The 26,547-nt window shown below is 38.1% G+C and carries 29 protein-coding genes; 17 read left to right on the top strand and 12 right to left on the bottom strand.

Annotated features, from left to right (window positions below):
• Positions 1–204 precede the first annotated feature (204 nt).
• The 3 genes from FJ709_RS09225 to FJ709_RS09215 all read left to right on the top strand — a co-directional run bounded on the left by FJ709_RS09225 (position 205) and on the right by FJ709_RS09215 (position 3,401).
• Positions 205–2,259, top strand: a complete 2,055-nt coding sequence (locus tag FJ709_RS09225; RefSeq protein WP_226415659.1) for a bifunctional 2',3'-cyclic-nucleotide 2'-phosphodiesterase/3'-nucleotidase — start codon at positions 205–207, stop codon at positions 2,257–2,259.
• Positions 2,260–2,527: 268 nt separating this feature from the next.
• Positions 2,528–3,109 carry a histidine phosphatase family protein gene (locus FJ709_RS09220; protein WP_226415658.1) on the top strand — a complete coding sequence of 194 codons (582 nt, stop codon included), beginning with the start codon at positions 2,528–2,530 and terminating at the stop codon, positions 3,107–3,109.
• 28 nt (positions 3,110–3,137) lie between these two features.
• Positions 3,138–3,401 carry a Rho-binding antiterminator gene (locus FJ709_RS09215; protein WP_226415657.1) on the top strand — a complete coding sequence of 88 codons (264 nt, stop codon included), beginning with the start codon at positions 3,138–3,140 and terminating at the stop codon, positions 3,399–3,401.
• A 24-nt stretch (positions 3,402–3,425) separates the two neighbouring features.
• Here the strand turns inward: FJ709_RS09215 and FJ709_RS09210 are convergent, their stop codons facing one another.
• A complete protein-coding gene (locus tag FJ709_RS09210; RefSeq protein WP_226415656.1) occupies positions 3,426–4,502 on the bottom strand; it encodes an AI-2E family transporter in 1,077 nt (358 codons plus the stop codon).
• A gap of 44 nt (positions 4,503–4,546) precedes the next feature.
• A complete protein-coding gene (locus FJ709_RS09205) occupies positions 4,547–4,762 on the bottom strand; it encodes a sulfurtransferase TusA family protein (RefSeq protein ID WP_226415655.1) in 216 nt (71 codons plus the stop codon).
• Positions 4,763–4,920: 158 nt separating this feature from the next.
• Between FJ709_RS09205 and bepA the strand changes: the two genes are divergently transcribed.
• The 4 genes from bepA (at position 4,921) to FJ709_RS09185 (ending at position 9,218) form a co-directional block, all read left to right on the top strand.
• Entirely contained in the window at positions 4,921–6,369 is a 1,449-nt protein-coding gene (gene bepA / locus FJ709_RS09200; protein WP_226415912.1) for a beta-barrel assembly-enhancing protease, read from the top strand.
• A 33-nt stretch (positions 6,370–6,402) separates the two neighbouring features.
• On the top strand, positions 6,403–6,756 hold the full coding sequence (gene arsC / locus FJ709_RS09195; RefSeq protein ID WP_226415654.1) for an arsenate reductase (glutaredoxin): 354 nt from the start codon (positions 6,403–6,405) through the stop codon (positions 6,754–6,756).
• A gap of 7 nt (positions 6,757–6,763) precedes the next feature.
• Positions 6,764–7,144 carry a DUF2069 domain-containing protein gene (locus FJ709_RS09190; RefSeq protein ID WP_226415653.1) on the top strand — a complete coding sequence of 127 codons (381 nt, stop codon included), beginning with the start codon at positions 6,764–6,766 and terminating at the stop codon, positions 7,142–7,144.
• A 142-nt stretch (positions 7,145–7,286) separates the two neighbouring features.
• Complete coding sequence (locus FJ709_RS09185) at positions 7,287–9,218, top strand: hypothetical protein (RefSeq protein WP_226415652.1); 1,932 nt, start codon at positions 7,287–7,289, stop codon at positions 9,216–9,218.
• Between the two features lie 90 nt (positions 9,219–9,308).
• On the opposite strand, the gene hda is transcribed toward FJ709_RS09185, so the two are convergent.
• Positions 9,309–10,019 (bottom strand): DnaA inactivator Hda, encoded by a 711-nt coding sequence (hda, locus tag FJ709_RS09180; protein WP_226415651.1) that lies wholly within the window; start codon positions 10,017–10,019, stop codon positions 9,309–9,311.
• Between the two features lie 76 nt (positions 10,020–10,095).
• Positions 10,096–11,184, bottom strand: a complete 1,089-nt coding sequence (locus FJ709_RS09175) for a DUF2066 domain-containing protein (RefSeq protein ID WP_226415650.1) — start codon at positions 11,182–11,184, stop codon at positions 10,096–10,098.
• A 171-nt stretch (positions 11,185–11,355) separates the two neighbouring features.
• Between FJ709_RS09175 and FJ709_RS09170 the strand changes: the two genes are divergently transcribed.
• Positions 11,356–12,588, top strand: a complete 1,233-nt coding sequence (locus tag FJ709_RS09170; RefSeq protein ID WP_226415648.1) for a uracil-xanthine permease family protein — start codon at positions 11,356–11,358, stop codon at positions 12,586–12,588.
• Positions 12,589–12,669: 81 nt separating this feature from the next.
• Here FJ709_RS09170 and FJ709_RS09165 read toward each other — a convergent pair whose 3' ends face one another.
• The 4 genes from FJ709_RS09165 to FJ709_RS09150 form a co-directional block, all read right to left on the bottom strand.
• On the bottom strand, positions 12,670–12,864 hold the full coding sequence (locus tag FJ709_RS09165; protein ID WP_226415911.1) for a DUF1289 domain-containing protein: 195 nt from the start codon (positions 12,862–12,864) through the stop codon (positions 12,670–12,672).
• 5 nt (positions 12,865–12,869) lie between these two features.
• Positions 12,870–13,217 (bottom strand): VOC family protein, encoded by a 348-nt coding sequence (locus FJ709_RS09160; RefSeq protein ID WP_226415647.1) that lies wholly within the window; start codon positions 13,215–13,217, stop codon positions 12,870–12,872.
• A 124-nt stretch (positions 13,218–13,341) separates the two neighbouring features.
• Positions 13,342–14,040: a DUF445 domain-containing protein gene (locus FJ709_RS09155; RefSeq protein WP_226415646.1), complete on the bottom strand. Its 699-nt coding sequence runs from the start codon at positions 14,038–14,040 to the stop codon at positions 13,342–13,344.
• Between the two features lie 73 nt (positions 14,041–14,113).
• Complete coding sequence (locus FJ709_RS09150; RefSeq protein WP_226415645.1) at positions 14,114–14,485, bottom strand: GNAT family N-acetyltransferase; 372 nt, start codon at positions 14,483–14,485, stop codon at positions 14,114–14,116.
• Positions 14,486–14,701: 216 nt separating this feature from the next.
• On the opposite strand from FJ709_RS09150, the gene FJ709_RS09145 reads away from it, so the two are divergent.
• The 4 genes from FJ709_RS09145 (at position 14,702) to FJ709_RS09130 (ending at position 19,054) form a co-directional block, all read left to right on the top strand.
• The gene (locus FJ709_RS09145; RefSeq protein ID WP_226415644.1) at positions 14,702–17,740 is read left to right on the top strand and encodes a DUF748 domain-containing protein; all 3,039 of its coding nucleotides are present in this window, start codon (positions 14,702–14,704) and stop codon (positions 17,738–17,740) included.
• Positions 17,741–17,847: 107 nt separating this feature from the next.
• Entirely contained in the window at positions 17,848–18,210 is a 363-nt protein-coding gene (locus FJ709_RS09140) for a glutathione S-transferase N-terminal domain-containing protein (RefSeq protein ID WP_226415643.1), read from the top strand.
• A gap of 111 nt (positions 18,211–18,321) precedes the next feature.
• Entirely contained in the window at positions 18,322–18,771 is a 450-nt protein-coding gene (locus FJ709_RS09135) for a hypothetical protein (RefSeq protein WP_226415642.1), read from the top strand.
• A gap of 88 nt (positions 18,772–18,859) precedes the next feature.
• A complete protein-coding gene (locus FJ709_RS09130; protein WP_226415641.1) occupies positions 18,860–19,054 on the top strand; it encodes a DUF2986 domain-containing protein in 195 nt (64 codons plus the stop codon).
• 63 nt (positions 19,055–19,117) lie between these two features.
• Here the strand turns inward: FJ709_RS09130 and fadR are convergent, their stop codons facing one another.
• A complete protein-coding gene (fadR, locus tag FJ709_RS09125; protein ID WP_226415640.1) occupies positions 19,118–19,837 on the bottom strand; it encodes a fatty acid metabolism transcriptional regulator FadR in 720 nt (239 codons plus the stop codon).
• A gap of 482 nt (positions 19,838–20,319) precedes the next feature.
• Here fadR and nhaB point away from each other — a divergent pair, with 482 nt between their 5' ends.
• Complete coding sequence (gene nhaB, locus FJ709_RS09120) at positions 20,320–21,909, top strand: sodium/proton antiporter NhaB (protein WP_226415639.1); 1,590 nt, start codon at positions 20,320–20,322, stop codon at positions 21,907–21,909.
• A gap of 118 nt (positions 21,910–22,027) precedes the next feature.
• The gene (dsbB, locus tag FJ709_RS09115) at positions 22,028–22,546 is read left to right on the top strand and encodes a disulfide bond formation protein DsbB (RefSeq protein ID WP_226415638.1); all 519 of its coding nucleotides are present in this window, start codon (positions 22,028–22,030) and stop codon (positions 22,544–22,546) included.
• 75 nt (positions 22,547–22,621) lie between these two features.
• On the opposite strand, the gene FJ709_RS09110 is transcribed toward dsbB, so the two are convergent.
• Both FJ709_RS09110 and FJ709_RS09105 read right to left on the bottom strand, forming a co-directional pair.
• Positions 22,622–23,062: a YcgN family cysteine cluster protein gene (locus tag FJ709_RS09110; protein WP_226415637.1), complete on the bottom strand. Its 441-nt coding sequence runs from the start codon at positions 23,060–23,062 to the stop codon at positions 22,622–22,624.
• A gap of 71 nt (positions 23,063–23,133) precedes the next feature.
• Positions 23,134–23,415 (bottom strand): YcgL domain-containing protein, encoded by a 282-nt coding sequence (locus tag FJ709_RS09105; protein WP_226415635.1) that lies wholly within the window; start codon positions 23,413–23,415, stop codon positions 23,134–23,136.
• Between the two features lie 120 nt (positions 23,416–23,535).
• Here FJ709_RS09105 and minC point away from each other — a divergent pair, with 120 nt between their 5' ends.
• The 3 genes from minC to minE are packed head-to-tail and all read left to right on the top strand — an operon-like array spanning position 23,536 to position 25,298.
• A complete protein-coding gene (minC, locus tag FJ709_RS09100) occupies positions 23,536–24,201 on the top strand; it encodes a septum site-determining protein MinC (protein ID WP_226415634.1) in 666 nt (221 codons plus the stop codon).
• Between the two features lie 24 nt (positions 24,202–24,225).
• Positions 24,226–25,035 (top strand): septum site-determining protein MinD, encoded by an 810-nt coding sequence (gene minD / locus FJ709_RS09095; protein ID WP_226415632.1) that lies wholly within the window; start codon positions 24,226–24,228, stop codon positions 25,033–25,035.
• 2 nt (positions 25,036–25,037) lie between these two features.
• Positions 25,038–25,298, top strand: a complete 261-nt coding sequence (gene minE, locus FJ709_RS09090) for a cell division topological specificity factor MinE (protein ID WP_226415630.1) — start codon at positions 25,038–25,040, stop codon at positions 25,296–25,298.
• A gap of 128 nt (positions 25,299–25,426) precedes the next feature.
• Here minE and rnd read toward each other — a convergent pair whose 3' ends face one another.
• A complete protein-coding gene (rnd, locus tag FJ709_RS09085; protein ID WP_226415628.1) occupies positions 25,427–26,545 on the bottom strand; it encodes a ribonuclease D in 1,119 nt (372 codons plus the stop codon).
• Positions 26,546–26,547 lie beyond the last annotated feature (2 nt).

Here is a 26,547-nt window from a genome sequence, read left to right as displayed (position 1 = left end):
CAAAATCATGAGCTTTGATCAATTAATCGACAAACTGTCTTAATGTCACAAATTGATACAGCAAAACCTAGCAGAAGTCACAATACCTTCTTTGGATTTCATTATAATTCCAACGTTTTCAACATAAAAAACCAAATACTAATCATAGGTTTGTTGTTTTAAACAGGGGCAAGTTCGCTCCGGGGTCATAAAGGAAATATGAATATGTACAATAAAAATTTACTTGCGGTAATGATCGCAAGTTCACTAGGCTTGTCCGCATGTGGTAGCTCAGATGATGATAAACAACCTGAGGTTAACCCCATTGAAGTTAATCTTCGCGTTCTAGAAACATCTGATCTTCATGCCAATATTATGGATTATGATTACTATAAGTCAAAGTACGATGCCACTATTGGTCTCGCTCGCACCGCAAGTTTAATTAAACGTCATGGCGCCGATGCTGACAACTTTGTATTAGTGGATAATGGTGATTTATTACAAGGTAGCCCAATGGGTGACTTTATCGCCAACAACTTCAAGCAAGACAACACTATTGGTGGTACCCACCCAGCTTATAAAGCCATGAATACGCTGGGTTATTCTGTCGGTAATATAGGTAATCATGAATTCAATTATGGTTTAGATTTTCTTTATGAGTCTATTTCTGGAGCAAACTTTCCGTATATCAACGCCAATGTATTATGTGAAGCCGATTGTTGGGAAGGTAAACAAAAAGGCGATAATTTATTTAAACCTTACCTTATTGAAGAAAAAACGGTGCTAGATAGTAATGGCGATCAGCAAGTCATTAAAATTGGCTATATCGGATTTGTACCGCCACAAATTCTATTATGGGACAAACAAAATTTGACAGGCAAAGTCACCGTAATGGGGATTATTGAGTCTGCTGAAAAATTTGTTCCTATGATGAAAGCAGAAGGTGCTGACATTGTTATTGCTATTCCGCATTCTGGTGTTGGATCTTCGACTAATCCTGTCGATATCGATGACGAGAATGCTACTTGGGCACTATCAAAAGTGGCCGGTATAGACGCAATTACCTTTGGTCATAGTCATTCTGTATTTCCATCAAGTACTTTTGCAGGGCTAGAAAATGCGGATATTGGAAAAGGCACTATTAATGGTGTGGCTGCCGTTATGCCTGGTCGTTGGGGTGATAACTTAGGCATAGTCGATTTCAAACTTGAAATGAAAGATGGTATATGGGTCATTGTTGATAGAATGGCTAAGTCGATACCCATTTATGATAAAAACGCTAACACCCCGGAGTTAGTACAGCCAGATTTTGGAATTCGAGATGCTGTTGCTAAAGAGCATGACGATACTAAAGCTTACGTTGACCAGCCAATTGGTAAAGCATCATCAGATATGTATAGCTTCCTCAGTTTGTTGCAAGATGATCCTACCGTCCAAATAGTTTCAGATGCTCAGATAGCAAAAGTGCAACAAAATTTACCTCCAGCGTTAAAAGACATCCCCGTACTTTCAGCATCAGCGCCTTTCAAAGCAGGTGGTCGTCACAGCACAACTGCCGATACTGAAAGCTATGTCCAAGTTGCCGCTGGTGAGTTAACTTACAAAAATGCGGCCGATTTATATCTTTACCCTAACACCATGGTTGCTGTAAAAGTCACCGGAGCCCAGGTACAAGATTGGTTGGAATGCAGTGCAAATCAATTTAATCAAATTAATCCTACAGCAACAACACCGCAATACTTGATTAATTGGAGTACACATAGAACTTACAATTATGATGTTATTGATGGTGTTAACTATCAAATCGATGTTACTCAGCCAACCCGCTTTGATGGCGACTGTAAATTAGTCGATGCCAATGCACATCGAATTGTCGGTTTATCCTATACAGACAAAGAAGGTACTGTGTTTATTGGTGCTGAATTTGCTAAAAAAGAGTTCATTATTGCATCAAATAACTATCGTGCTTTTGGTGGTAAATTTGCTGGTACGGGTTCTGATTACGTTGTAATGGAATTACCAGATTCAAACCGTGAAGCACTAGCACAGTACATTACTGCTGAAACTGAAACCTACGGCGAAGTTAATCCATCTGCAGACAACAACTGGGACTTTGCTACGATTAGCACAACTGTTTCTCTTGATGTTCGCTTTGAAACTCAAGATAGTGCCTTGGCTGATGCTTTTGTTTCTATGTATCAACAACGTAAGATGATCAAACTCAATAATGTAGTAGATGAGTTTGGTTTTGCTGTTTACAGCATTGATTTACAGAACTGATCTACTACATGATGCGAATAATTATTCGGGGCGTAAATCTCTAATTCAAAGCCCTGTTTACTCAGGGCTTTTGTCAATGTAAATATTTAACTCCCCCCAAAATAGATCATCAAAAATCCCATGACAGGTTCATCACATTTACTGCCTCGGAGCAGGCTAGCTGCAAATGCTATACAAAATAAACGCTTACTATATCTGGTTTTATTTTCACCAGCTTTAGTCAACTAATGTTAGTATTAACGCTATTTAATATCTGCGGAACTCCCCAATGCGAGCAACATCTAGTGCTTTATACCAAACAACAATTTGCCTTACTCTATTGTGTTTAACGCTTTTCAGTCCACTTGGGTTTACTCAGCAGGTAATAGACCAGAGGGAAACTACCGTCAATGGAAATGCTCAATTACAGACGGCTCAAAAATGGACTTTTATATTAGTTCGCCATGGTGAAAAGCAACTAGGTGATGATCCTCAATTAACTGAACAGGGAGATCAACGTGCTGAACGGCTTGCTCACATGCTACAACATATTCCATTAGATAAAGTATACTCAACCGATTACCAACGCACTCAACTTACCGCAAAGCCTACAGCGAATAATCATAATCTTTCGGTGATATCGTATGATCCCAGTAATCTTGATGCTTTCAGTGAACAATTACTGATGCATCCAGGCAATTATTTGATAGTAGGCCACAGTAATACTACCGCGCTTTTAGCTGACAAATTAAATCAAACCTCAGAAGATAGCCATACAGAACATACTGAAGACTTTGACCGTTTATATTTGATTGAAGTGAACATCGTTAATGGAAGACGGTTAAATTCAATGTATCGTTTCAGTTATTAATTTATCTTAACAATGGAAACTGAACGATATGACTAAAATACTTGCTTGCAATCTGCATGATTATATTGAGGTAATGTGCCTATATCAGTATGAAGTGCAGATTACGCTCAACAACGGTAAACTCATTACGGGGAAATTTGACTCAACCGGCTTTATTGGTCAATCGACCGCTAAGCAAGAGGTCATTCGTGGTAAGGATGATAATGGTGTTGATTTAACCTTAGTGTTAACTGACATTAAAACAGTGACAGTATTAACTAAAAATGCACAATTTAATATTGTGCATTTTTAAAGAGTTAATAAAGTATGTCGAAGATTATTCGGGATCGAATACTGACTTATTATCATTATTTGGCCAGGCATTAATCACTGCCTTCACCAAGGATGCTAAAGGAATAGCAAAGAAAACACCCCACACGCCCCATAAGCCACCAAAGACCAAAACCGCGGCAATAATCATCACAGGATGTAAATCTACCGCATCACTGAACAAAATTGGGACCAATACATTGCCATCTAGCGCCTGGATGATACCGTAACCCAACATTAAATATCCAAACTCAGGACCTATACCCCATTGCACAAAGGCCACAAGTGCTATGGGTAATGTCACCAATGTTGCGCCAACATAAGGGATCAACACAGACAAGCCCGTTAACACACCTAACAAAGCAGAATATCTCAGTCCCATTAGCGCAAAAAACACATAGCTGGCTACACCAACGATGATAATTTCAATCACTTTGCCACGGATATAATTAAATATCTGCTGATCCATTTCGTACCATACTTTACTTGCTAAACCACGATTAGCAGGGAAAAATCGTTTACTACTGGCAATCAGTTCCTCTTTATCCTTTAAAAAGAAAAACACAAGCAAAGGGACTAAGATAACGTAAACCATTAATACTAGTACAGATGCTGAAATACCCAGTATTTGTTTAGCAAAATCCAATAAGTGTTCAGTATCGAGCAATTTTTTGAATTCGTTAAGTGAAGCATCTATTTGTTCAGCACTAATAAACTGCGGATACTTATCGCTTAAATCTTTTACGACAATCATGCCCTTGTCCAGCATGCTGGGTAAATCTGTGACTAAACTGACCCCTTGGCGCCAAATACTCGGCATCAGTACTAACAATGTCAGCATCATTAGCCCTAAAAACGCCACCAACACAATTGAAGCCCCAGCGGTACGATTAATGCCCAGCTTTGACATTTGAGCCACAGGCCACTCTAGTAAAAATGCTAATACCAATGCAACAAGTAAAGGCGCCAATAGTTCCGCGCCAAAATATATTGTCAGCGCAATACCCATCAAAATAAACACTAATGTTATTGCTTGTGGGTCACTAAAACGAGTTTGGTACCAATCTTTTAAAAACGATAACATTGCAAAACCTTGTATAAATGAAAGAAAATTAACCTAATACCGCGCTATTTAGTGATATTAATTGCCATAATGCTTTTATCTTGTTGCAATAGACTGACCTGATATCCACTTTTTTTAGCCCATGTGGGAACATCTTTGCAGGAACCTGGGTCAGACAGTAAAACCTTTAACGTTTCACCTTGCGGTAATTGCTTCAATAACAGTTTTATCTGCACTAATGGATATGGGCATCGATAAGCGGTTAAATCTATCAGTTTCATAGGGAATTTACGTTAAATAAACTAAAGCTATTATCCTTAGTTGCATAGTAAACCACAAGCTAACAGAGTAAACTCTTACGCGTTTTTCTCTACTAATTAATCAGATTAAAGGGTGTCGTTTGGCTAAAATTACTTTCACCACCAAATCATTCAGCAAAATGAGCAAAACTTTCATCGCCGGCAGTGTTGCTGCTGCACTATTTACAGCGAATATTACCAGCAGTTTTGCCAACAACGACTTACCAGATCTTGGTACTGCCGCGGTCAATACCTTCAGTCTTGAGAAAGAAATGGTTTATGGCGATGCTTATATGCGAGTCATACGCTCATCTGCCCCCCTTTTGACGGACCCCGTTTTAAGCCAGTATTTATCTGAATTAGGTAATAAATTAGTTGCTCACGCCACAGGCGTTAAAACGCCATTCTATTTTTTCTTGCTGCGTAATGATGAAATTAACGCATTTGCTTTTTTTGGCGGTCATGTTGGTGTTCATACTGGCTTATTTTTAAATGCAGATACCGAAAGTGAGCTCGCTTCAGTACTGGCCCATGAAATCACCCACGTTACCCAACGCCATTTAGCCCGTTCATTGGAAGCACAAGAAAAAAGTTCCACCGCTACGATTGCCGGTTTACTAGGGGCTATATTACTGACTATTGCTGCGCCTCAAGCTGGTATGGCGGCATTAGCAACAACTCAGGCTTTAGCAACTCAAGCTAAAATTAATTACACACGTTTGCATGAAAAGGAAGCTGATCGGATAGGCATGCAAATATTGGTTGAAGCTGGATTTGACCAGAATGGCGCTGCTAATTTCTTTGCGGAACTGGCCACTCGCTACCGCTTTACCACAACGCCACCTCAAATGCTGCTCACTCATCCATTACCTGAATCACGCATTACCGACGCACGTAACCGGGCTGCACAATATCCAAATCGTTATATTGCAGATAACTTAAATTACCAGCTTGCTAAAGCTCGCATCCAGGTCAGATTTTCCAGCTATAACGATGAAGCGGCTTTATCTTTATTTAATGTCCAGTTAAAGAAACACTCTTACGCATTCAAAGAAGCTGCTTTATATGGCAAAACTTTGGCACTGTTTCGCTTGAAGAAATTTGCTGAAGCAGAGGCCATAATTGATGAGTTGCGCCAAACAGATGTCAATAATTTATTTTATATCGATACAAAAACCGATTTACTAGCCGAACGTAAAGCCTTTGATGAAGCTATTACACTATTGCAAGACCAGCGAAAATTAAAGCCGACCTCTCAGGTTATTAATACTAATTTGGCCCACATTTATGTTGAGTCAGGAGCGCCCAAGCTAGCTATCCCGTTGTTGGAAGATCTCATTTTTTTCGATAAGCAAAATATACTTTCCTATCAATTGTTAAATGATGCCTATAAAAAAATGGGAAACAAAGCACTAGAATATTATGCTAATGCAGAGGTAATGGCATTAGTGGCGGATTACCCTGGCGCGATTGATCAATTAAACTACGCATATAGATACTCTGAAGGTCAGCCGCTGCAAATTGCCAGAATTGAAGCTAGAATACGTCAATTTAGAGATGCGGAACGCAATCTAGAGCAATTCAAATAACTTTTATACTGAAATAAAAAGAAAGCTAATACTATGACTAAAATTACTATTTTACATAATCCACGTTGTTCAAAAAGCCGTGAGGCCTTAGCATTGATTCAAACTAGGTCGAATCAAATAAATGTCATTGAGTATTTAAAAAATACGCCCTCAGAAGATGAAATTAGCCACATACTGTCGCTACTTGGTTTAAGCGCTCGTCAATTGATGCGAACCAAAGAAAGTGAGTATAAAGAATTAGGCCTAGATAATGTCAATCTCACGGAAGTGCAACTTATTGAAGCCATGGTCAATACACCAAAATTAATTGAGCGACCAATAGTGTTATCAAATGGTAAAGCAGCTATCGGTCGTCCTCCTGAAAATGTTTTGGCAATCATAGAGTAAATTATTAATGAAAACTAACAGCTTATTTCAGCTTTGTCGTATAGGTTATATTGCACTGGTATTATTGCTTACTGGATGGTTTGTACAACAAGGTGTGCAAGGATCTTATTCATTAATATTTAATTTAATGTGGATCATCCCATTATTGATGCCATTAAAAGGTGTTATCCAAGGTAATCCATACACTTACGCCTGGGCGAGTTTTATTCTGTGTCTGTATCTGCTTCACGGATTAACCTTAGTCTATGTGACTGAAGACGCGCTTGTGTTTGCCATTATAGAGTCTGCGCTTATTTGTGCCTTGTTAATTGGCTTTCCATTTTATGCCAGAATAAGAGGCAGAGAACTGGGGCTTGGCTTAAAGAAAAAATCACAACAAAAAGATTAACAATCTGATTTAAATTAATTTTATTGTTTATTTTTATTATTAAATGTTTCACTTTTAAAAGCGCCAATTGGCGCTTTTTTATTCTTTCGCATGCAAAAAACACATGATATAGTCAGTAAATAATTGCAGAAGGGATTAAATAATGGCTTTCAGTCGCAGTATTCTTACGCTCCTTATTTCAACCAGCATAATAACCGGATGTGGAGGTAGCAGCGACTCAGCACCGACGCCTGCTGTCCCCGACAATACACTGCCTGTTACAGCCTGCAGTCAGCCTTTAGAGTGGAGCACTGTAACAGGTAGCGATAACCTTGAGTTTTTGCTTGAGACTAGTTATCAAGTAAACCAACCAGGGGCAATTATTACTAAACTAACGAATAAAGACTCAAGTGGCTTAGTTTTTAAATGGCAGCAAATGGCCGGTACAGCTTTATCTCTAGCCAATAACTCCTCTCCCATACTTAATTTTACACCATCCAATACCGGTGAATACCAATTTAAAGTGACAATATCAGGTCCTGGTATTGATATTAATCAATTGATCACCATTAATGTCACGAATGCTCAACAAATATCATTATCCGTAAATGCTGATCATCAAGTCGTTGAAGGCAATGGTGTTAGCGTGAGATTAGCGTCCATTAATGGTCAAATGCCGACTAATGTAAAATGGTGTGCTTACTCAGATAATCTGATTAGTTTAGACCTAACAAAAACTGAACGGCCATTATTCATTGCTCCTATTGTCAATAAAGACAGCATTGTATCTCTTAGGGCTACAGCCGAACTGAATGGGCAAACATTAACCGATGATGTCCACATCTTAATTACCAATGAAGCTGGGATCACTTCTCCCTATTTTGATGAGCCGGTGGCACGCACGTATGTCTATAAGCCTAATTCATCATATGCTGCTATTTTACCTAAATGCGTTTACTCAAATAAACTTGATAATAGTTGCCGTATTAATCAACTACCTTTAATTGGACAGCAAACAAGCTCCCCCTCTATTGCTAATGTGATGGATAGAGTTGTGGTATCTCATGATTGGATGGGGAAGAATTTTGAACAGTTTTTGCAGCAGCAAGACCCTAATAGTGACTTCATTACATTATTACAATCTGTTACCGCTATTATCATTAGTTATGATGTGCGGCCCTCTTTTTATTGGGTAGTTACCGGGGCTATATACTTAGATCCCGACAATCTTTGGTTAACAGCTGCTGAGCGCGATACCATTAATGAAGCTCCAGATTACCGTAGTAATTTTGGTAATGATTTACAGTTTTTAATGCCATGGCGATATGTGAAAAATAATCAGTATGCTTATGCATCTTACCCATATGAAACCCGAACAAACCGCTCAGTTGCTGATTTTACCCCTAGACTTTCCTCCTTGCTATATCACGAGTTAGCCCATGCTAATGACTTTTTTCCGCGCAGTACACACAGTACACTTCAAGGGCCAACTTTATTAGAGGATTTCAACAGACGTTCGAGTAGTAATGCTTTAGTGTCTGATCAACTCGCAATACGCTTCCCATTACAAAGCAGCGAAATGTATTCACTGGGTACTGTAAGCTTTAAGGGCCAAACCGCTAATGACACTCAAAAGTCATACCTACCAAGCGATATTACTAACTTCTTTAGTCAAGACAATGCATCCGACTATTACAACTATTCCTCAAATCGAGAAGATGCTGCTATGCTGTTTGAAGAAGCTTTTATGAGCTATCGCTATAATATGTTGAGAGATGTCGCCGTTACTGACAAACCAGAAAATGCAACGGGTTCTAATATTACTGTCGAGTGGGGTCAACGCGGTCGTATTGGCGATGCCAATATTAAAATACGTGCCCAATATGTTATTGATGAAATAATGCCAGAAGTGGCAAGTCAAAACCTTATTAACAGTCTACCGAATCCGTTGCAATTAACCCCCGGTAAATCGTGGACAGAAAACTTAGTGGTTAATCCAACGGGTGCGAGTTCACCGCAAAAGGTGAGCCAATCAACCGAGATAAAAGCATTAGAGGATAGACCCTTAGAATTAAGTGGCGAGCAACATAGATAATAGGATTAAGCGGACGGATCAAATAGACTTAGACAAACGCAGATTTTGAATTTTTGCCCTAGCCTTAAAGCTAGGGCAACTTATAAGCAGCTATAATTTAAGCATTTCTTTGATAAAAGGTATGGTTAATTTACGTTGATGTACCATAGATGCTTTATCTAACTTGTCTAATACATCAAACAGTGTGCGTAAATCTCGTGCCATTCTAGTCAGTAAGAAACGCCCTACTTCATCAGACAATTGCAGACCACGCATAGCGGCTCTGCGTTGTAACGCTAACAGTTTTTCATCATCTGCCATAGCTTGCAATTGGTATATTAACCCCCACTGCATACGGGAAATCAAATCAGGTAAAGCAAAACGGGCTTCAGATGGTGATGCACTTGCGCTGACAATTAAACGACAATCTTGTTGTTCAGCAATACGATTATACAAATGAAATAATGCTTCTTCCCAGACAGGATGACCTGCTATGGCATCGATGTCATCAATGCAAATTAAATTTAAAGACTCAACACCTTCAAATAAAGCGGGCGAAATACTGGCATGAATACCTAGAGGTATATATAAAGTACGACGGTCTAAATCACTTGCATGTGCACATGCCGCATGCATTAGGTGGGTACGGCCTGATTTTTGCGGGCCATACAAATAAACAGACGAAGTCATGCTACCTTCAGCACAAGACTGAAGTTTTTGAATAAGTTCATCATTACCCGATGCAGGATAATAACTATTAAACGTTTCATCATCCGGTAAATAAACGGGCAAAGATAATTGGCGCGGAGAAGATAGGGTCACTCAAACATTCTCAAAAATAAACATAAAGCGGACGCTACTATAGCACAAGCGCCCTTCAGGTAAAATATCACTGGGGTTATTGCCCCTGCCATTGATAGGTTAACGTTGACTTATCGTTCGATTTCGGCTCAAGGTAGGAATTCACATTGCCCATTGTATCTATTTTGCTTAAACGATTATCAATACTTAATAATCGTTGTAGATCTTCAACACTACTGAATAATGACAACTGGTAAGTCACTGTTTCATTTTGGAATTGGCTGATTAAAATCTCTTTCACGGCACTGAGTTGCTGCAAATACTTTTCAATTTCTACCAGTTGTTTCATGTGTGTCACACCGGTAAAACTCACATGCGTTTCAAGGTTATTACCTGAAGATGCAATAGCATATTGGCTAATATAATAATCAGCTAATAAAGCCATTATACGTTTAGATGCCGCAGCTGTATTGACTGCCTCACCTTGTTGTTTAATTAAGGGTTGAAGTGTTGAACCCGTTTGTGTTTTATCGAATAAAGACAAAGTAAATGTTACTGCACTCGTGGTCTCTGAAATATCTGCAATAGCAAAATAATCCGTTTGGTAACGTGCTGATGCTATATTGACAGGACTTAGAAACATGCCTTTTACATCTGTTGGGGATACCGCCATAAGATCATCAAGATCCATCAAAGGTAACAATACTGGAATACCTTTATTATTTGACTCAGCGATTAAATCAGTTCGTAAAGCACTCTCGCTTGAGTCAGATAAAATAACCGTATCATTAGCTTCTGCAATTGTTACCCATAATAAGGTCAAAGGTCGTTGAGCCCCCCATACAGGCAGGTCTGCTTGGCGTAAAGTGCTAATAATTCGTTGATGATCAAAGCTTGCCGTCAGTAATAGATCACTATCAACCTGGCTATAACCATACTGAATGAGTAGTGCTTCAGGATTGTCAATCTGTGCTTTAACCATAGGGTGCATCACGACACTAGGGCTGCCAGAATTTTTTAAGAACACACTGGCTAACGCTTGTTTAAGTGCCGCGGAACGAGCACTGTTAGCGCGAGAATCAACTATGATATCTGCTTCATCTAGCTTAGGTACCTCGACAGCGAATAACTGTAAATGACAAAGAGCCAGAGAAAGAACGGTAATATTGAGTAATTTTTTTAGCATTGGGAGTTATAAACGCAATCAAAATAAGTGCTGAAAGTGTAACATAATAAAGATCTATCGAGTATGGTCTAATCACACTCTTTTTTATGTGATCGCACTATTTGAACGAAGCCTAAAAACACGCTAACTGTACCGATTCAAAGACATAATAAAAATAATGGAGTTAATCTAATGCAACGCTTTTCAATTCCGCTCCAAGGAGCACAAATGTTATTTGTGGCCTTTGGTGCACTCGTATTAATGCCTTTAATTACTGGGCTAGATACCAGTGTAGCCCTCTTTACTGCAGGTATTGGCACACTACTTTTTCAACTCGTCACAAAACGTCAAGTGCCTATTTTCTTAGCGTCATCTTTCGCATTCATCGCCCCGATACTTTATGGTGTGCAAACATGGGGAATACCTGCAACTATGGGCGGGCTGATGGTTTCAGGATTAATTTATGTACTATTGGGAGTAACCGTCAAAATACGTGGCGTGGGTTTTATTCATCAACTGCTTCCTCCGGTGGTTGTTGGTCCGGTCATTATGATTATCGGCTTAGGGTTAGCACCAATGGCTGTTAATATGGCTTTAGGCAAAACGGGCGATGGTTCTGTCCAATTAATTAATACCAACACCGCGTTAATTATTTCACTTGCCTCACTATCAACCACCATTCTAGTCGCGACCTTTGCAAAAGGCGTTGCCCGATTAATGCCTATATTAGCAGGGATTATAGTGGGCTATAGTTTAAGTCTCTTTTTTGACGTGGTTGACTTCACGCCTGTACAACAAGCAGCATGGTTATCTATGCCCAACTTTGTCGCCCCCGAGTTTCATTGGCAAGCCATTCTCTTTATGATCCCCGTCGCCATTGCACCGGCCGTTGAACATATTGGAGATATCTTAGCAATATCTAACGTAACCGTTAAAGACTATATAAAAAAGCCTGGTTTGCATCGCACTTTAGCCGGTGATGGCATCGCAACAATGGCGGCATCGGCATTTGGTGGGCCTCCAAACACCACCTACTCAGAAGTCACTGGCGCGATTACTTTAACCAAAAGTTTTGATCCTCGTATTATGACTTGGACCGCGATTACCGCCATCATTTTAGCTTTTGTTGGTAAATTAGGCGCCTTATTACAAACAATTCCTGTTCCAGTGATGGGTGGGATCATGTGCTTGCTTTTTGGATCAATTGCCGCGGTGGGCTTGAATACCTTAATAAGAAATCAAGTCGACTTATCAGAGCCGAGAAACTTAAGTATTGTCGCTGTTACCTTGGTATTTGGTATTGGAGGAATGGCATTTGGTATAGGCTCTTTCAGTCTCACAGGCATTAGTTTATGCGGTATTATCGCTATATTAATGAATATGATTTTGCCTAAAACCGATAAAAATCATCAAGCAGAACATTAATCTTATTTCAGAACGGGAAGCAAATACTAAAAAGCCATCATGTTTTTGATGGCTTTTTTATTCACCTAGAACAACAATAACTTAAAAATCAAAACTGCGTTTTCTCGCAACGGCTCGAAAACTTAAGTCATTTATTAAATTTTTCCTTTGTGCGTTATTCATTGAATGCCACTCTAAAATCTCATTTAAAGTACGATGACACCCCAAACAAATATCTTGATCGTCTAAACTACACTGCCTAATGCAGGGACATTCAACACTAGGGTTATCGTCCATAGTCATTACTCAGACCATACGGCAAATTCATTGCCATTGACATCGAGGAAGTGAAATCGTCTGCCTCCTGGGAAAGTAAATAAAGGTTTATTGATTGACCCGCCGTACTGAGTCACTTTGCTTTGAGTCTCATCTAGTGACTTGCTGTACAAGACAATTAAAGGTGAACCTATTGTGGTAGTGAAGTGGCTATCTGATTGAAAAAAACCACCATCAATACCCGCATTTAAGAAGCAGCTATATTGCGGACCATAATCCTTAAAATGCCAGCCGAATACCTGCATAAAAAAATCCTTCGTACTGACAACATTTTTGACCGGTATTTCTAAATAATTAATCTGATGATGTGACATGCTTTGTTTTTAATAGTGATGAGAGCATATTTTGAGTATAACCAAACAATCACAAATAACCATTTTGACCCAATGTTTATTAATGAAAACATTGGGGCAAAATATTAACTTTACTAATTTTAGCTTAGGTAATTAACGCAGCGATAGCACCAATCACTCCACCTAATACACCGCCCCAAACCACTAACCACCCAAGATGTTTTTTGATCATATCTTGAATAATTTGCTTAACTAAATCAGGTGTTAGTTCATCCAAACGCTGGTCAACAATATTAGCGACCTTAGCCTGAATATCAGCAATCACATTCGGTTGTTCTAATTCGTTCACTAAAATTTGATTAAATTGATCACTTTGAGACAGTTCAATTAATGACTGTTTCATTTTATCAATAAAAGGCTCTTTTAGTGGCATTAAAGCCTCTACTCCGCCAAACATGGTGAGCATTCCACCAAGAGATGACCTTTCAACAGTCGAAACAAGCGCATCAAACGATGGAGTTAAATCAACTTTTTCTATTACAGGGGCTAAATTGATGCTTTTACTGTCACTAACTGAGAGAAAACGGTCTATATTTTCTTGAGTGAAAAACTGCTCCATCATCAGATGTTTAATGCCCGCTTTAAACTCTTCAAAACGATTTGGCACAACACCTGAACCATATAAACCAGGCACTTTCTCAAATAGCATATACACAGCTAGCCAGTTGGTGAGCGCGCCAGACAAGGCAAACAGTCCAATTGTTAATATGATGGGCTGAACCATAAAGTAGCCAGTTAACACAAACAAGGTTGCAATTAAGTTTGTAAAAAGACTTTTATTCAATCTTACTTCTCCAAATACAATAATCCCGCAATATTTTAACAGTAAAATACTGAGGGTCATAAGGTATTAGGACCTATACCTTTAAATCTTGTTCCATATGCCTGTTAATTAGTGCAACTTGTGCACTTGTTGCTAACACTCTTGCTCTTGCTATCATCTGGCTGGCAATGCCTTTACTACGATACTGTGGTAATACAAAAGCATCATCAAAAAACCACACTGGCTTTAACATTAATGATGAAAATGAGGGATACAATTGAATAAAACCAAGCAAATGCCCTTCTTCTAATGCGACAAAAATAATCGAATCATTTTCTGATAGGCGCTGACTTAAAAATGAATAACAACCATTTATGTCACTGAGTTGTTCACGCGACTGACGATATTGATCAAAAACATGGCTGAGTGTCTGTAAATCTGTATTTGAGGCAAGACGTATTTGCATATTTCATCCTTGAATTATCAGCATAAAACTCACGGTTAAAAACAAAATTAATCATAGATCTTGTAAAAATTAACACAACTAATTATAAAACCTTACACATAAATAATCTAAAAGTCTATTTACTGACCATATGTAAAATAGACAATAAAAACCTCTCAATTAAGGTACTTTTTAGTTAAAATCAGCTTATTCGTTTTTTGTGCCTAAGAGTATCGTATGGCAAGCTCATTAAAAAAATTCTCATCTAGCCCTCTCCTTAAAAGAAGTCTTGTTAGCCTATTTATCGTTTATGGACTGTTGTGTTTTATTCTTGGCATTATTATGCCTTTTGTCGCTAAACAACACCTGGCCCCTTTATTTTCTGACAAGTTGGGCCGTGAAACTCAAATCGAAAATATTCATTTTAATCCATTTACCTTTGAACTATCAGTAGAACATTTGATTGTCTCAGAGAGTAAACCGACACAAACTTTTATCGGGTTTGAACAATTATATATCAATATCTCACCACTGGAATCGTTAGCCAATCTCGCCATTATTTTTGAAGAAGTGTCTATTACAAAACCCACAATTAATATACAGCGGCTGACTACAGATAGTTATAATTACTCTGATATTATTGCCTTATTTCAATCAGTTTCTGATCCTGAGGCCCTAAATGAGGAGTCTATCGACAAACCTATTCAAATACGAATTACTAAAATAGCTATCGAACAGGGTGCGATTTCAATTAAAGATAAGATCAGTAATAGCCAAGTGGTGTATCCGAAAATCAATTTTGCACTCGATCATTTCGATACTGCAGCAAACATCGAACATCAAGCAACCAGTATTCATAATCAGTATGATTTAACTCTCACAGATGAATACAGCAGCAAGCTGCAACTCTTTGGACAACTACAACTATTTCCCTTCGTATTAGAAGTGAACGTTGCCTTATCTGAATTTAATATTGCTAAATATTGGCAGTTTGTTGATGAGCACTTTGATATTCAGTTAACCCAAGGGAAATTGAATATCAACAGTAAAATCATACTAAACATTGACCCTAAACAGGATACCCCAGTCAACTTTACCCTTACCGATACTGACATTAATATTAATAGCATTATTGCTTCACATGCTAATGAAGAAAAGATTGTTATTGACGCGATAAACCTTAATGACATTCAAGTCGATAGTGCTACTCAGCTAGTCAACATAGACAGTTTTCAAACAAATTCAGGTAAAGTGGCTCTGAATATCTCTCCAACAGGAGCAGATTTAATGAAACTATTAATGCCCAAAAACTTGACTGATATCGACAATACCAATGTTGATCCCTCAACTGAGAAAGCTAGTCCTTCTTGGATAATCAACCTCAACGCGGTCGATATTGCCAATTATGATATTAATTTAGGCGAGTCTGTCGCTAGCGACCAAGTTGTTTTGTGGCAAATAGGTCAAATAAATCTCAAAACAGGTCAAATTAAATCCGACTTATCCATTCCATTAGACTACCAATTTTCGGCTAAAATTAACCAAAAAAGCGAACTTGGTTCTGTCGGTATATTTAACTTAATCGACCAGACATTAAATGCAGATTTTAGTTATCAAAATGTATCCTTGACTTCACTTCAACCCTATGTCGAAAAATTTATCAATGTCACCATCGAAGATGGTAATTTCAATACCACAGGAAGGCTGAGTTTAGACACAGGGAAACAGTTACACTATAAAGGCCAGGCTTGGATTGATAACCTTGATATTAAAGACAATTTACATCAAAAGACATTGATTAGTTGGCAAAAAATGTCTATAAACCAATTAGAGTTCGATAGACAACAAAGCCAGATAGATATAGATGAAATTTTATTTGATCAATTGTATTCTCGTATCATTATTGCAAAAGACAGAAGCACCAATATTTCAAACTTATTAAAGCAGCCTGCTATGACCACGCAAGTTGATAGTAATGACGATGTAGTTGAGCCAAAGCAAAACAAACAGTTAGCGGAGCTTGACCAAGAAGACAGTGTGAGCCCCAAAATTGCCATTAATCGTATTACATTAAAAAACAGCTCAGCATTTTTTGCCGATAATTCATTAACGCCAAATTTTGCATCTGGAATTGAACTGTTGAATGGTCAAATTAACCAACTATCTAATAATCCACAAACGATAGCGTCGGTAGATTTAGCGGGGAAAATAGATAAATATGCCCCAGTAATATTAAAAGGTGAAATTAACCCATTACTTGAAAATCCTTATCTTGACCTTAACCTAATTTTTAAAAATGTAGAGTTAACCTCTGTTAACCCCTATTCAGGCACTTATGCGGGTTACTATATAGATAAAGGTCAAATATCATTGGATTTAAACTATCAATTAAAAAATAATGTCTTAGTTGGTTCTAATCATGTTGTTATTAACCAACTCCAGCTAGGTAAGCCTAGTAACAGCGATCTTGCTACCAGTTTACCGATTACTTTAGCTGTTGCTTTACTTCAAGACCGCCACGGCGTTATCGATTTAGGCGTCGATGTAAAAGGAGACTTAAGCTCACCGAGCTTTAGCTTTGGTAGTGTTATTTGGGGTGCTTTAGGTAATATCATTACCAAAGCCGTTACGGCTCCTTTTAGTTTACTTGCGAACTTAATTGGCTCAGACGAACCGTTGAATAAAGTCAGTTTTGATTATGGTAATGCAGAACTAAGCAATACACAGACTAAACACTTAATGACATTAGCTGATGCATTATTAGATAGACCGTTACTGATTGTTAATGTTAAAGGTGAAGTCGATGCTATTAATGATAGCCAAGCACTGGCCAAACAAGCCTTGCATCTAAAACTGGCCAATACAGCACAGATACCCATTGACCAATTACCAGCTGATTTATCAGCCAGCCAGTTTCCACTTTCAGGGCCAATCACAGAAGCACTTTATACACTTTTCGAGCAAGAGTTAGCACAAGATTCTATGGCAATTAAGCAGTCCATTATTGATGACAATACTGCCAAATACCCGGATATTCCCTTAACAGAAAATGACCTCAATACCCGTTTGCATATTGTTTTATACAACACAATAAAAAGTGCCCATGTTGTTGCCCCAAGTGAATTAGGTAAACTTGCCCAGCTTAGGGCTAAAACGGTTAAATCATTCTTGGTTGAGAACGCAAACATTGAAGCTCATCGGGTCTATGTTATGGAAAGTAGAATTAATTCAAAACAAAAATTAGCAGAAGTACAACTTGAGTTACAAGCAAACTAAATAGCACAAGATAGCTAAGACAATTGTTTATAAGCAGCATGAGATAAAGTAACATTGGCGTTTACTGAAAATCAGTAAACTTATATTTCAACAATGAAGAGGTAATTATGTTTGTAGTACGCTGGATTTTAGGTCGGATAATTCTATTGTTAAATTTCATTTTTAGCCCTAAAAAACGTCAACGCCCTGAGTCTGAACAAGCTAAAATTGATATGCAGACACAAAATTTGTCTCTATATCAGTATAATGCCTGCCCTTTTTGTGTAAAAGTACGTCGAGAAATGCGTCGTCAAAACTTAAATATCGCCTTGGTTGATGCAAAACAGGACAACAACAAACAAGTGTTATCGATTCAAGGTGGTAAATTACAAGTACCTTGTTTGAAAATTAATAACGATGGCAAAACAGAATGGTTATATGAGTCTAAGGCAATAATGAATTACCTCAATGACAATTATGCTAAAACATAACCGGACCTCATTCCTATTGAGCATCGGCCTTTTGTAAAATACTCGTGTTATTGTTATTACCCAATCTCTGATAAATTGCTGCTACATTTCATTTTTTACAAAGGATTTTAAGTGATTAAATCTATCGCATTCAATATATTATTCATTCTACTGGCAGGTTGCAGTGCTAAAGCGATTGACCCTATGGAGTTTGCGGGTCAATTCAAAGATAAATTTAACACTCAAATCAAAGGCGATGGGATTAAATTGTTTGTTTATCAGGCTAAGCTTGCCACCGCCTCCGATAGAAATATTAGTGATGAACCTGCTCATCAACAACGTATCGATCGACGTATGCAAGATGCGCGAAGCTATGCTCAAGAGATGCGTGAAAAAGAAGAGTTTCTTGAGCTGTGGACCCAACAAGTGCAAGTAGGTTTAAACAAAACGATTGTAATGACCGGCTACTGTAGACAAGGTTATATTGAATTAAGCCGTTACATTGAGAATGAACGCGGGGAAATTCGCGGGGAATGTAATGATGGCGCAACTGCTGAAGATATCAGTAAATTTGGTCGCTAGGGTTTTTGCTCAATATAGGATAAAATAGAATTATTATTTTTTAAGATTGTTACCCAATAATCGAATACCTGCATACTGAAGATTTATTATGAACAAAAAACAAGTGATGATTAAGAAACTGGCTAAACGTGCTAAAGCACGACAAAATAAAGTTGTGCCAGATAATCCAAGTACTAAAGTGAAAGAACGTTATATATCAAAAGCAGAACGTGCAAAAATGGCTTTAGAGCAGGAACAATCAGTCACTGAACCAACAATTGAATCAGCCTCTTCGGCAGAATAATTGAACATAAAAAACGCCAATCAAATGATTGGCGTTTTTTTATGTTCGATTTTCTAGTATAGATCAGCTATTGTCATGAGCTATTTCAGCAGGCATATCATCCCGCAATTTCTGCCAAATCTTGCCACTTTCTATAGCATTTGTTCGCATTAAACCAGGAATTGCTTGATAACTTTTATCCTTAGCTAATTTCTCAAGCTCAATATAAAAATTAAATGCCAACTTTCGAGCCTCTTTACTTGAAAAATAGTAACGCCCTACTCGACTATAAAGCCCTTTGAAACCATTTAAAATCAGCACATATAACGGATTACCAGAAGCAAACGCTAAAGTATGATGAAGTCGATAGTCAAATTCAGCATAGGTATCTGCATCATCTTCTAATTGATGAATTTTAGCTAAAATATCCGCAGCTTTATCTGGGTTTTGTCTAAATGAGGCCCTGAAGTAAATAGTACTCACACTAGCACGAGCAGACATGAGTTGGTCTACCAATAGCGGAAATCCATCAGGATTTAAGTCGGCTATTGTTTCAAGAATATTAAGACCAGAGGTTTCCCAATAGTTATTCACTTGAGTCGGCTTACCATGCTGAATTTTCAACCAACCATCTCTTGCTAATCGTTGCAGCACTTCTCTTAATGTAGTGCGTGTGACACCGATAAGTTCCGAAAGCTCACGTTCAGCAGGTAAGATAGACCCTGGTGGAAATTTGTTGTCCCAAATTGAACGAACAATGTATTTCTCTGCAAAACTTGCAGGACCTTTGGCATTGATAATCATCAGCCTAGATTTCCTATACTTAGCGGTAATAGCAATTATTGCTACTTAAATTAAGACTGATCATACCAGAGAAGCAGTAAATAAAAACTATTGTTTATTCACAATAACTTTAGTGGTCAATTTATCACCATAGTAAATTTATTTTATCGCATAAAATCATTCATTTTTATGATGTAGCACATGCTTAATAATTACATTTAAGGATCAATTAAGCTAAACTAACGAAAAATACAACGTCAAAACGAGTGGGAATATAATTAATTTAATAATAATATTCTTAAAATCAAATAATTAGTAAGCAAACATGGTCTTTTACAAGCTGAACAGATATTAGTCAAATTAATCTCTGTTAATTTATGTTTTAAACATGACTCGTGTGTTCGAAACAAACGGCCTTATTTAGACATTGCAACTGACTTATATGATATTGGCACTTAATTTGGCTATTTGATTGGTAACGTAACATTATCGGAGTGGCTATTATGCCTGCAACCCAAGCTGAGGCAATGTTTAGTAACTTTTTAGGTAACTCACCTAAATGGTACAAACTTGCAATTGTGGCATTTCTTGTAATAAACCCATTATTATTCTTTTTTGTTAGCCCATTCATCGCTGGTTGGGTTCTAGTTATTGAATTCATTTTTACCCTTGCAATGGCGCTTAAGTGTTATCCACTCCAACCTGGTGGCTTACTGGCCATTCAGGCGGTGATGATAGGGATGACATCCCCAAGTCAGGTACTACATGAAATTGAAGCCAATTTAGAAGTGTTGTTACTGCTAATCTTTATGGTTGCGGGCATTTATTTTATGAAGCAATTATTACTTTTTGCTTTCACTAAAATGATCACTAAGGTTCGTTCAAAAATTGTTGTATCTTTGATGTTTTGTGCTGCATCAGCATTTTTGTCTGCTTTCTTAGACGCATTAACTGTAATTGCTGTGATTATCTCTGTTGCAGTAGGCTTTTACTCGATTTACCACAAAGTAGCTTCTGGTAAAAACTTTAACTCAAGCCATGATCACACTAATGAAGATGCTAGCCCACAACTCAATCATGATGAATTAGAAGATTTTCGTGCCTTTTTACGTAACCTACTGATGCATTCAGGTGTTGGTACTGCACTAGGTGGCGTTTGTACTATGGTCGGCGAGCCCCAAAACCTTATTATTGCAGCTCAAGCCCACTGGAATTTCGGTGAATTTTTCATTCGTATGTCGCCGGTTACAATGCCTGTTTTAATTGCAGGACTTTTTACCTGTTACCTAGTTGAAAAACTAAAATGGTTTGGTTATGGTGCGCAACTTCCTGATGCTGTTCATCAAATTTTAACCGACTATTCTAACTATGAAGATGAACATCGCACCAAACAGGATAAAGCAAAACTGATTATCCAAGCTTTAGTCGGTGTATGGTTGATTGCGGGTTTAGCATTGCATTTAGCATCAGTTGGCTTGATTGGTCTATCCGTTATTATCATTACTACTGCATTTAATGGTATTACTGATGAACATCAAATTGGTAAGGCGTTTGAAGAAGCACTGCCTTTTACTGCGTTACTCGCAGTATTCTTCGCCATTGTTGCTGTCATAATTGATCAACATTTATTCGCTCCAGTGATCCATTGGGCATTAAGCTATGAAGGGAATACACAATTAGTTATTTTCTATATCGCTAATGGTTTATTGTCTATGGTCAGTGATAACGTCTTTGTCGGCACAGTGTACATTAATGAGGTAAAATCGGCCTTAATTTCAGGTCAAATTACCCGCGACCAATTCGATTTATTAGCCGTAGCCATTAATACTGGTACTAACTTACCTTCTGTTGCGACACCCAATGGTCAAGCTGCATTCTTGTTCTTGTTAACATCAGCCCTTGCCCCACTCATTCGTCTATCATACGGCCGCATGGTATGGATGGCACTGCCTTATACCATCGTATTATCGATCGTAGGCGTAATGATGATTGAATCAGGATTTTTAGTCGAAATGACCAGTTACTTTTATGATAGTCAGTGGTTAATTCACCACTCAGCTAAAGACATCGGTAACGCGGTATCAGGTCATTAATATCCATTAATGAGCAAATCTTAAGATAGACAATAATCTTTAAATATTTTATGGTCTATCAATAATATCAACGCCCTCATAGAGGGTGTTTTTCTTTAAATTATTGCAGGATAATATTTTGACCGGATTACAACATTTTTGCCACCAACGCCTATCATGGACGGTTTTGTTTCTATCAGGTTTAGGCCTTGAAGGTGCTGCGCTGTATTTTCAGTACGTCATGGAATATGACCCATGTGTAATGTGTGTATACATTCGTGTCGCCGTATTAGGGATAATGCTATCAGCTCTGGTTGGTTTACTTAACCCCAAGTTTTGGGTGCTGAGGCTGATTGGAATGACAGGCTGGATAGTATCTACTGTTTGGGGAGCCAAACTGGCATTTGAGCTTAATGATATGCAAATAAACCCTTCTCCTTTTGCCACATGTTCTTTTTTTCCTGAATTTCCAGCGTTTATGCCACTAGACAAATGGTTACCACAAGTCTTCTCTCCAACAGGCATGTGCGGCGAATCAGTCTGGTCATTTATGTCGGTTAGCATGGTGCAATGGACGATAATAGGATTTGTCGTTTATGGTGTTATATGGTTCATAATGCTGCTACCTGCATTAACACCTAAGCGTAGTAGTAAATAGCACAATTAACTTTCTGCATTCAACCGTCATAAAAAAACAGACCAAATGGTCTGTTTTTTTATGACGGTTTGTTAACTAATCAAAATCTTGTAAGGGCCATAAAACAATATTGTCTTCAAGATACCTTACTTTCATTTCGTTTACAGTTTTACCTTTAACTGATATCCCTATTTTATGCATTTCATCTTTAGAACCGGTAATCAATGGATGCCAATGGGGTAAATCACGACCTACATATAAGCGTCTATATGCACAGCTTTCTGGTAACCAAGTCAGTTCAGGTAAATTAGCTAAACTAATAGCTGTACACTCTGGTACATATTTAAAGCGATCACTGTAGCGTTTACATTGACAAGTCTCATCATCTAATAAATGACAAGCTGCATTGGTGTAATAAAGCGCTTCTGTCTCATCGTCAATGATTTTATTTAAGCAGCATTTACCACAACCATCACAAAGGGATTCCCATTGTGCGTTTGTCATATCTTCTAATGCTGTGGTTTGCCAAAAATTCATGTTCCGTTTATCTCTTACTCAATCACAATAAGTGATACTTTACAAAATGTAATCTCAGTCGACTGATGAAACTATTTACTATCGAAATTTAGACTGGCTTTATGTTGTTCAAGTAAATTCTCTTTTGGAGGCGGAACTTGCAAATAATAGCCTTTCGCTAGTAATTCACTTTTCACTTTTTCGATATCCGCTAACGCTAATGATTCCCTTTTAGACAAAGGCACTAGCATTACTAATTTTGGGGTGCCAAACATTTTCATCAATGCATCAGGAACTGCATCAAAAACATCACGTTTCTCGACAAAAAGGTATGTTTCGACCTTCAGACTGCTTTTATATACTGCACAAATCATTTTAGTGTAATTTTCCGCTGTTTCAAACTTGATAGTCCACAACGCACACTATAACATGGTGTCCAATAAAATAATTGTAAATTGATTTACAAGCATAGAATTTTGGAGACTAGCGACGAGATGGCTAAACAAAATCTCGAGTTAAAAGCCACATCTTTTACTCTATCGGTACTTTACATTAATAATAGTAATTTAGATGTTGTTGCTTTAGAACTTGATAAAAAATTAGCTGAGGCGCCTCAATTTTTTCTAGGTGCACCATTAATTTTAAATCTAAGTGCCTTAGATGATACCCCAATTGATTTAGCAGCATTAAAAGCACTGTTGAATCATCGTCAGTTGGTTATTGTAGGGATAACTGAAGCTTCTATTCCCTTTTCTGTTCAAGCTAAAGACTTAGGATTAGCTGTCGTTCGATCGGGTAAACAAGCTACAGCTGCTACAATTCCACCTCGTGGAACTAAAATTGTTAAACAAAATATTCGCTCAGGCCAACAGATATATGCAAAAGATGCGGATTTAGTCATTTTCGGCGCTGTTGGCAATGGCGCTGAAGTCATAGCAGATGGTAGCATCCATGTATATGGCGCTTTACGCGGTAAGGCTATGGCAGGTGCTGGCGGTGATACACAAAGTGTTATCATAGCAAGCTCGCTTGAAGCCGAACTTGTTTCCGTCGCAGGGCAATATTGGATTGCAGAAAACCTGCAACAACATTGCCATGCACAAAGAGGTTGTGTTCGCTTAGAAGGCGAGTCTCTCACTGTTGAAATATTGCCACAATAAGGCAAATTTAAGGAAAAAATACACATGGCACAAATTATTGTTGTCACTTCAGGAAAAGGCGGTGTAGGTAAAACAACCTCAAGTGCAGCTATTGCAACTGGCCTGGCACTAAAAGGTAAAAAAACCGTCGTTATCGATTTTGACATCGGTTTACGTAATCTAGACTTAATTATGGGCTGTGAACGCCGTGTGGTTTATGATTTTGTAAACGTAATCAACGGTGAAGCTAATTTAAACCAAGCCATGATTAAAGATAAGCGGTGTGATAAATTGTTCATTTTGCCTGCGTCACAAACTCGTGACAAAGATGCCCTCACTAAAGAAGGTGTGGGCAAGGTGCTAGATGATTTATCTAAAGATTTTGATTATATTGTCTGTGATTCTCCAGCAGGGATTGAACAGGGTGCCATGATGGCGCTCTACTTTGCCGATATTGCCATTGTAACGACCAATCCAGAAGTCAGTTCAGTACGCGATTCTGACCGTATCTTAGGTATGTTACAAAGTCGCTCACGCCGTGCAGAAGAGAATCTTGAGCCAATTAAAGAATACTTATTATTAACACGTTACTCTCCAGCGCGTGTTAAAACTGGTGAAATGCTGAGTGTTGAAGATGTTAAAGAGATCCTAGCAATTGAACTTTTAGGGGTAATTCCTGAGTCACAAGCTGTTTTGAAAGCATCTAACTCTGGTGTACCTGTTATCATCGATCAAGAAAGTGATGCAGGCCTAGCATATAGCGATACGGTTGCCCGCCTTTTGGGCGAAGATGTAGCCATTCGTTTTATAACAGAAGAAAAGAAAGGTTTCCTAAAAAGGATATTCGGTAGCTAATTATGTCCATACTTGATTATTTCAGAAGTACTAAAAAACCTAATACGGCCTCTTTAGCCAAAGAGCGTTTGCAAATCATTGTAGCCCATCAGCGTGGTGAACGCGGTGCGCCTGACTACTTGCCAAGAATGAAGCAAGAAATCATCGAAGTGATCCGTAAATACGTGCAAATATCTGATGATCAGGTCACGGTTCAATTAGAACAAAATGATGATAATTTATCTGTTCTAGAGTTGAACGTGACTTTACCAGACACTAAGTAGAGTGATAAGTCTTTTATTTTAATGATTTATCTACCTAATATCAAAAAGTAAAAAGGATATGATTAATTCATATCCTTTTTACCTTTAATTGCTACATTTGGTATGGGAACCAACAATTAACGCTAAAACTATTCACCATCAAAGGCAATACTATCTAGCTTATTGCCCACTAACGCACCACGCCAACCTTGTAAAATTAATGGCTTATCGCCCTGCTTACCTTCGAATAACCAAACTAAGAATTGATGAATTAAACGCTTCGAACCAATAAACTCAAGCGGTACAGACTGTTGCTCACTAATGTCAGTTAAACACGCTTTAATCAATTTAAAAGATGACTTATAGCCTGACTTTAAAGCAATAACATCGACTTCCTCTGGCGGGTTATCCATGTCTGCATTTGCGATGACTTTTAATAAGTCCTTTCCATGAAAACGCTTTTCTTGATCAGTTAAGTCATTTAGCTGATTTAACTCTGCCAAACTTGTAGGCGCTTTTTTAGCGAGTGCAATGAGTGCATGATCTTTAACAACAAACCCAAGAGCTAAATTTCGATTGACGGCTTTTTCAAGGCGCCATGCTGCCATGACTTTTAAGATTGCAAGTTGCGGGCGAGTCAATTGGAAAGCATTCTTAACTTTCAAATAAGCTTCATCAGGATCAACACCACTTAAGCGACCTTGGGTTATCCGTTCGCCTTCTTCATATAACCAATCTAGACGATTTTGCTCAGTCAGTTTTTGTAGAATTTGCGGGTATATCTGATATAAGTAAGATACATCATTAGCTGCGTATTGAAGCTGAGCATCACTTAAAGGCCGTTTCATCCAATCGGTGCGTGACTCACCTTTGTCTAGTTCAATACCTAAGCATTGCTCAACTAATTTCGCATAACCTAAACCGTGACCCATACCCGCTAAACTAGCCGCAATTTGACTATCAAATAATGGCTTAGGTTGACAGTCGCCATAATGGGCGAAGACTTCAAGATCTTCACTACAAGAGTGAAGTACCTTAATAATATTTTCATTGGTTAATAATGACCAAAATGACGATAAATCTTTGATAGCGACAGGATCAATCAATGCTAGTGTTTTGCCATCATAAGCTTGAATCAAGCCCAGATGTGCATAGTAAGTACGGGTGCGAACAAATTCTGTGTCTAACACTAGCAAGCTAGCTTGCTCATATTGCTTTACTAACGAGGCTAACGCATCATCATTACTTATATACTCGAACGCAAACACAG

Origin of the sequence: Shewanella glacialimarina (assembly GCF_020511155.1) — a bacterium.
Classification (GTDB): domain Bacteria; phylum Pseudomonadota; class Gammaproteobacteria; order Enterobacterales; family Shewanellaceae; genus Shewanella; species Shewanella glacialimarina.
Note: the sequence above shows the minus strand (reverse complement) of the source record. Positions and strands in the feature narration are given on the sequence as shown.

What these genes read in the sequence shown, in the direction of transcription:
- FJ709_RS09170 (WP_226415648.1), top strand. Translation starts at nt 11,356, where the DNA reads ATGCAACGCTTTTCAATTCCGCTCCAAGGAGCACAAATGTTATTTGTG.
- FJ709_RS09130 (WP_226415641.1), top strand. Translation starts at nt 18,860, where the DNA reads ATGAACAAAAAACAAGTGATGATTAAGAAACTGGCTAAACGTGCTAAA.
- arsC (WP_226415654.1), top strand. Translation starts at nt 6,403, where the DNA reads ATGACTAAAATTACTATTTTACATAATCCACGTTGTTCAAAAAGCCGT.
- minE (WP_226415630.1), top strand. Translation starts at nt 25,038, where the DNA reads ATGTCCATACTTGATTATTTCAGAAGTACTAAAAAACCTAATACGGCC.
- FJ709_RS09150 (WP_226415645.1), bottom strand. Translation starts at nt 14,485, where the DNA reads ATGCAAATACGTCTTGCCTCAAATACAGATTTACAGACACTCAGCCAT.
- FJ709_RS09185 (WP_226415652.1), top strand. Translation starts at nt 7,287, where the DNA reads ATGGCTTTCAGTCGCAGTATTCTTACGCTCCTTATTTCAACCAGCATA.
- FJ709_RS09225 (WP_226415659.1), top strand. Translation starts at nt 205, where the DNA reads ATGTACAATAAAAATTTACTTGCGGTAATGATCGCAAGTTCACTAGGC.
- nhaB (WP_226415639.1), top strand. Translation starts at nt 20,320, where the DNA reads ATGCCTGCAACCCAAGCTGAGGCAATGTTTAGTAACTTTTTAGGTAAC.
- FJ709_RS09175 (WP_226415650.1), bottom strand. Translation starts at nt 11,184, where the DNA reads ATGCTAAAAAAATTACTCAATATTACCGTTCTTTCTCTGGCTCTTTGT.
- FJ709_RS09105 (WP_226415635.1), bottom strand. Translation starts at nt 23,415, where the DNA reads ATGATTTGTGCAGTATATAAAAGCAGTCTGAAGGTCGAAACATACCTT.
- FJ709_RS09215 (WP_226415657.1), top strand. Translation starts at nt 3,138, where the DNA reads ATGACTAAAATACTTGCTTGCAATCTGCATGATTATATTGAGGTAATG.
- minD (WP_226415632.1), top strand. Translation starts at nt 24,226, where the DNA reads ATGGCACAAATTATTGTTGTCACTTCAGGAAAAGGCGGTGTAGGTAAA.
- fadR (WP_226415640.1), bottom strand. Translation starts at nt 19,837, where the DNA reads ATGATTATCAATGCCAAAGGTCCTGCAAGTTTTGCAGAGAAATACATT.
- FJ709_RS09160 (WP_226415647.1), bottom strand. Translation starts at nt 13,217, where the DNA reads ATGTCACATCATCAGATTAATTATTTAGAAATACCGGTCAAAAATGTT.
- minC (WP_226415634.1), top strand. Translation starts at nt 23,536, where the DNA reads ATGGCTAAACAAAATCTCGAGTTAAAAGCCACATCTTTTACTCTATCG.
- FJ709_RS09165 (WP_226415911.1), bottom strand. Translation starts at nt 12,864, where the DNA reads ATGGACGATAACCCTAGTGTTGAATGTCCCTGCATTAGGCAGTGTAGT.
- FJ709_RS09190 (WP_226415653.1), top strand. Translation starts at nt 6,764, where the DNA reads ATGAAAACTAACAGCTTATTTCAGCTTTGTCGTATAGGTTATATTGCA.
- FJ709_RS09110 (WP_226415637.1), bottom strand. Translation starts at nt 23,062, where the DNA reads ATGAATTTTTGGCAAACCACAGCATTAGAAGATATGACAAACGCACAA.
- FJ709_RS09205 (WP_226415655.1), bottom strand. Translation starts at nt 4,762, where the DNA reads ATGAAACTGATAGATTTAACCGCTTATCGATGCCCATATCCATTAGTG.
- FJ709_RS09210 (WP_226415656.1), bottom strand. Translation starts at nt 4,502, where the DNA reads ATGTTATCGTTTTTAAAAGATTGGTACCAAACTCGTTTTAGTGACCCA.
- FJ709_RS09140 (WP_226415643.1), top strand. Translation starts at nt 17,848, where the DNA reads ATGTTTGTAGTACGCTGGATTTTAGGTCGGATAATTCTATTGTTAAAT.
- FJ709_RS09145 (WP_226415644.1), top strand. Translation starts at nt 14,702, where the DNA reads ATGGCAAGCTCATTAAAAAAATTCTCATCTAGCCCTCTCCTTAAAAGA.
- FJ709_RS09220 (WP_226415658.1), top strand. Translation starts at nt 2,528, where the DNA reads ATGCGAGCAACATCTAGTGCTTTATACCAAACAACAATTTGCCTTACT.
- bepA (WP_226415912.1), top strand. Translation starts at nt 4,921, where the DNA reads ATGAGCAAAACTTTCATCGCCGGCAGTGTTGCTGCTGCACTATTTACA.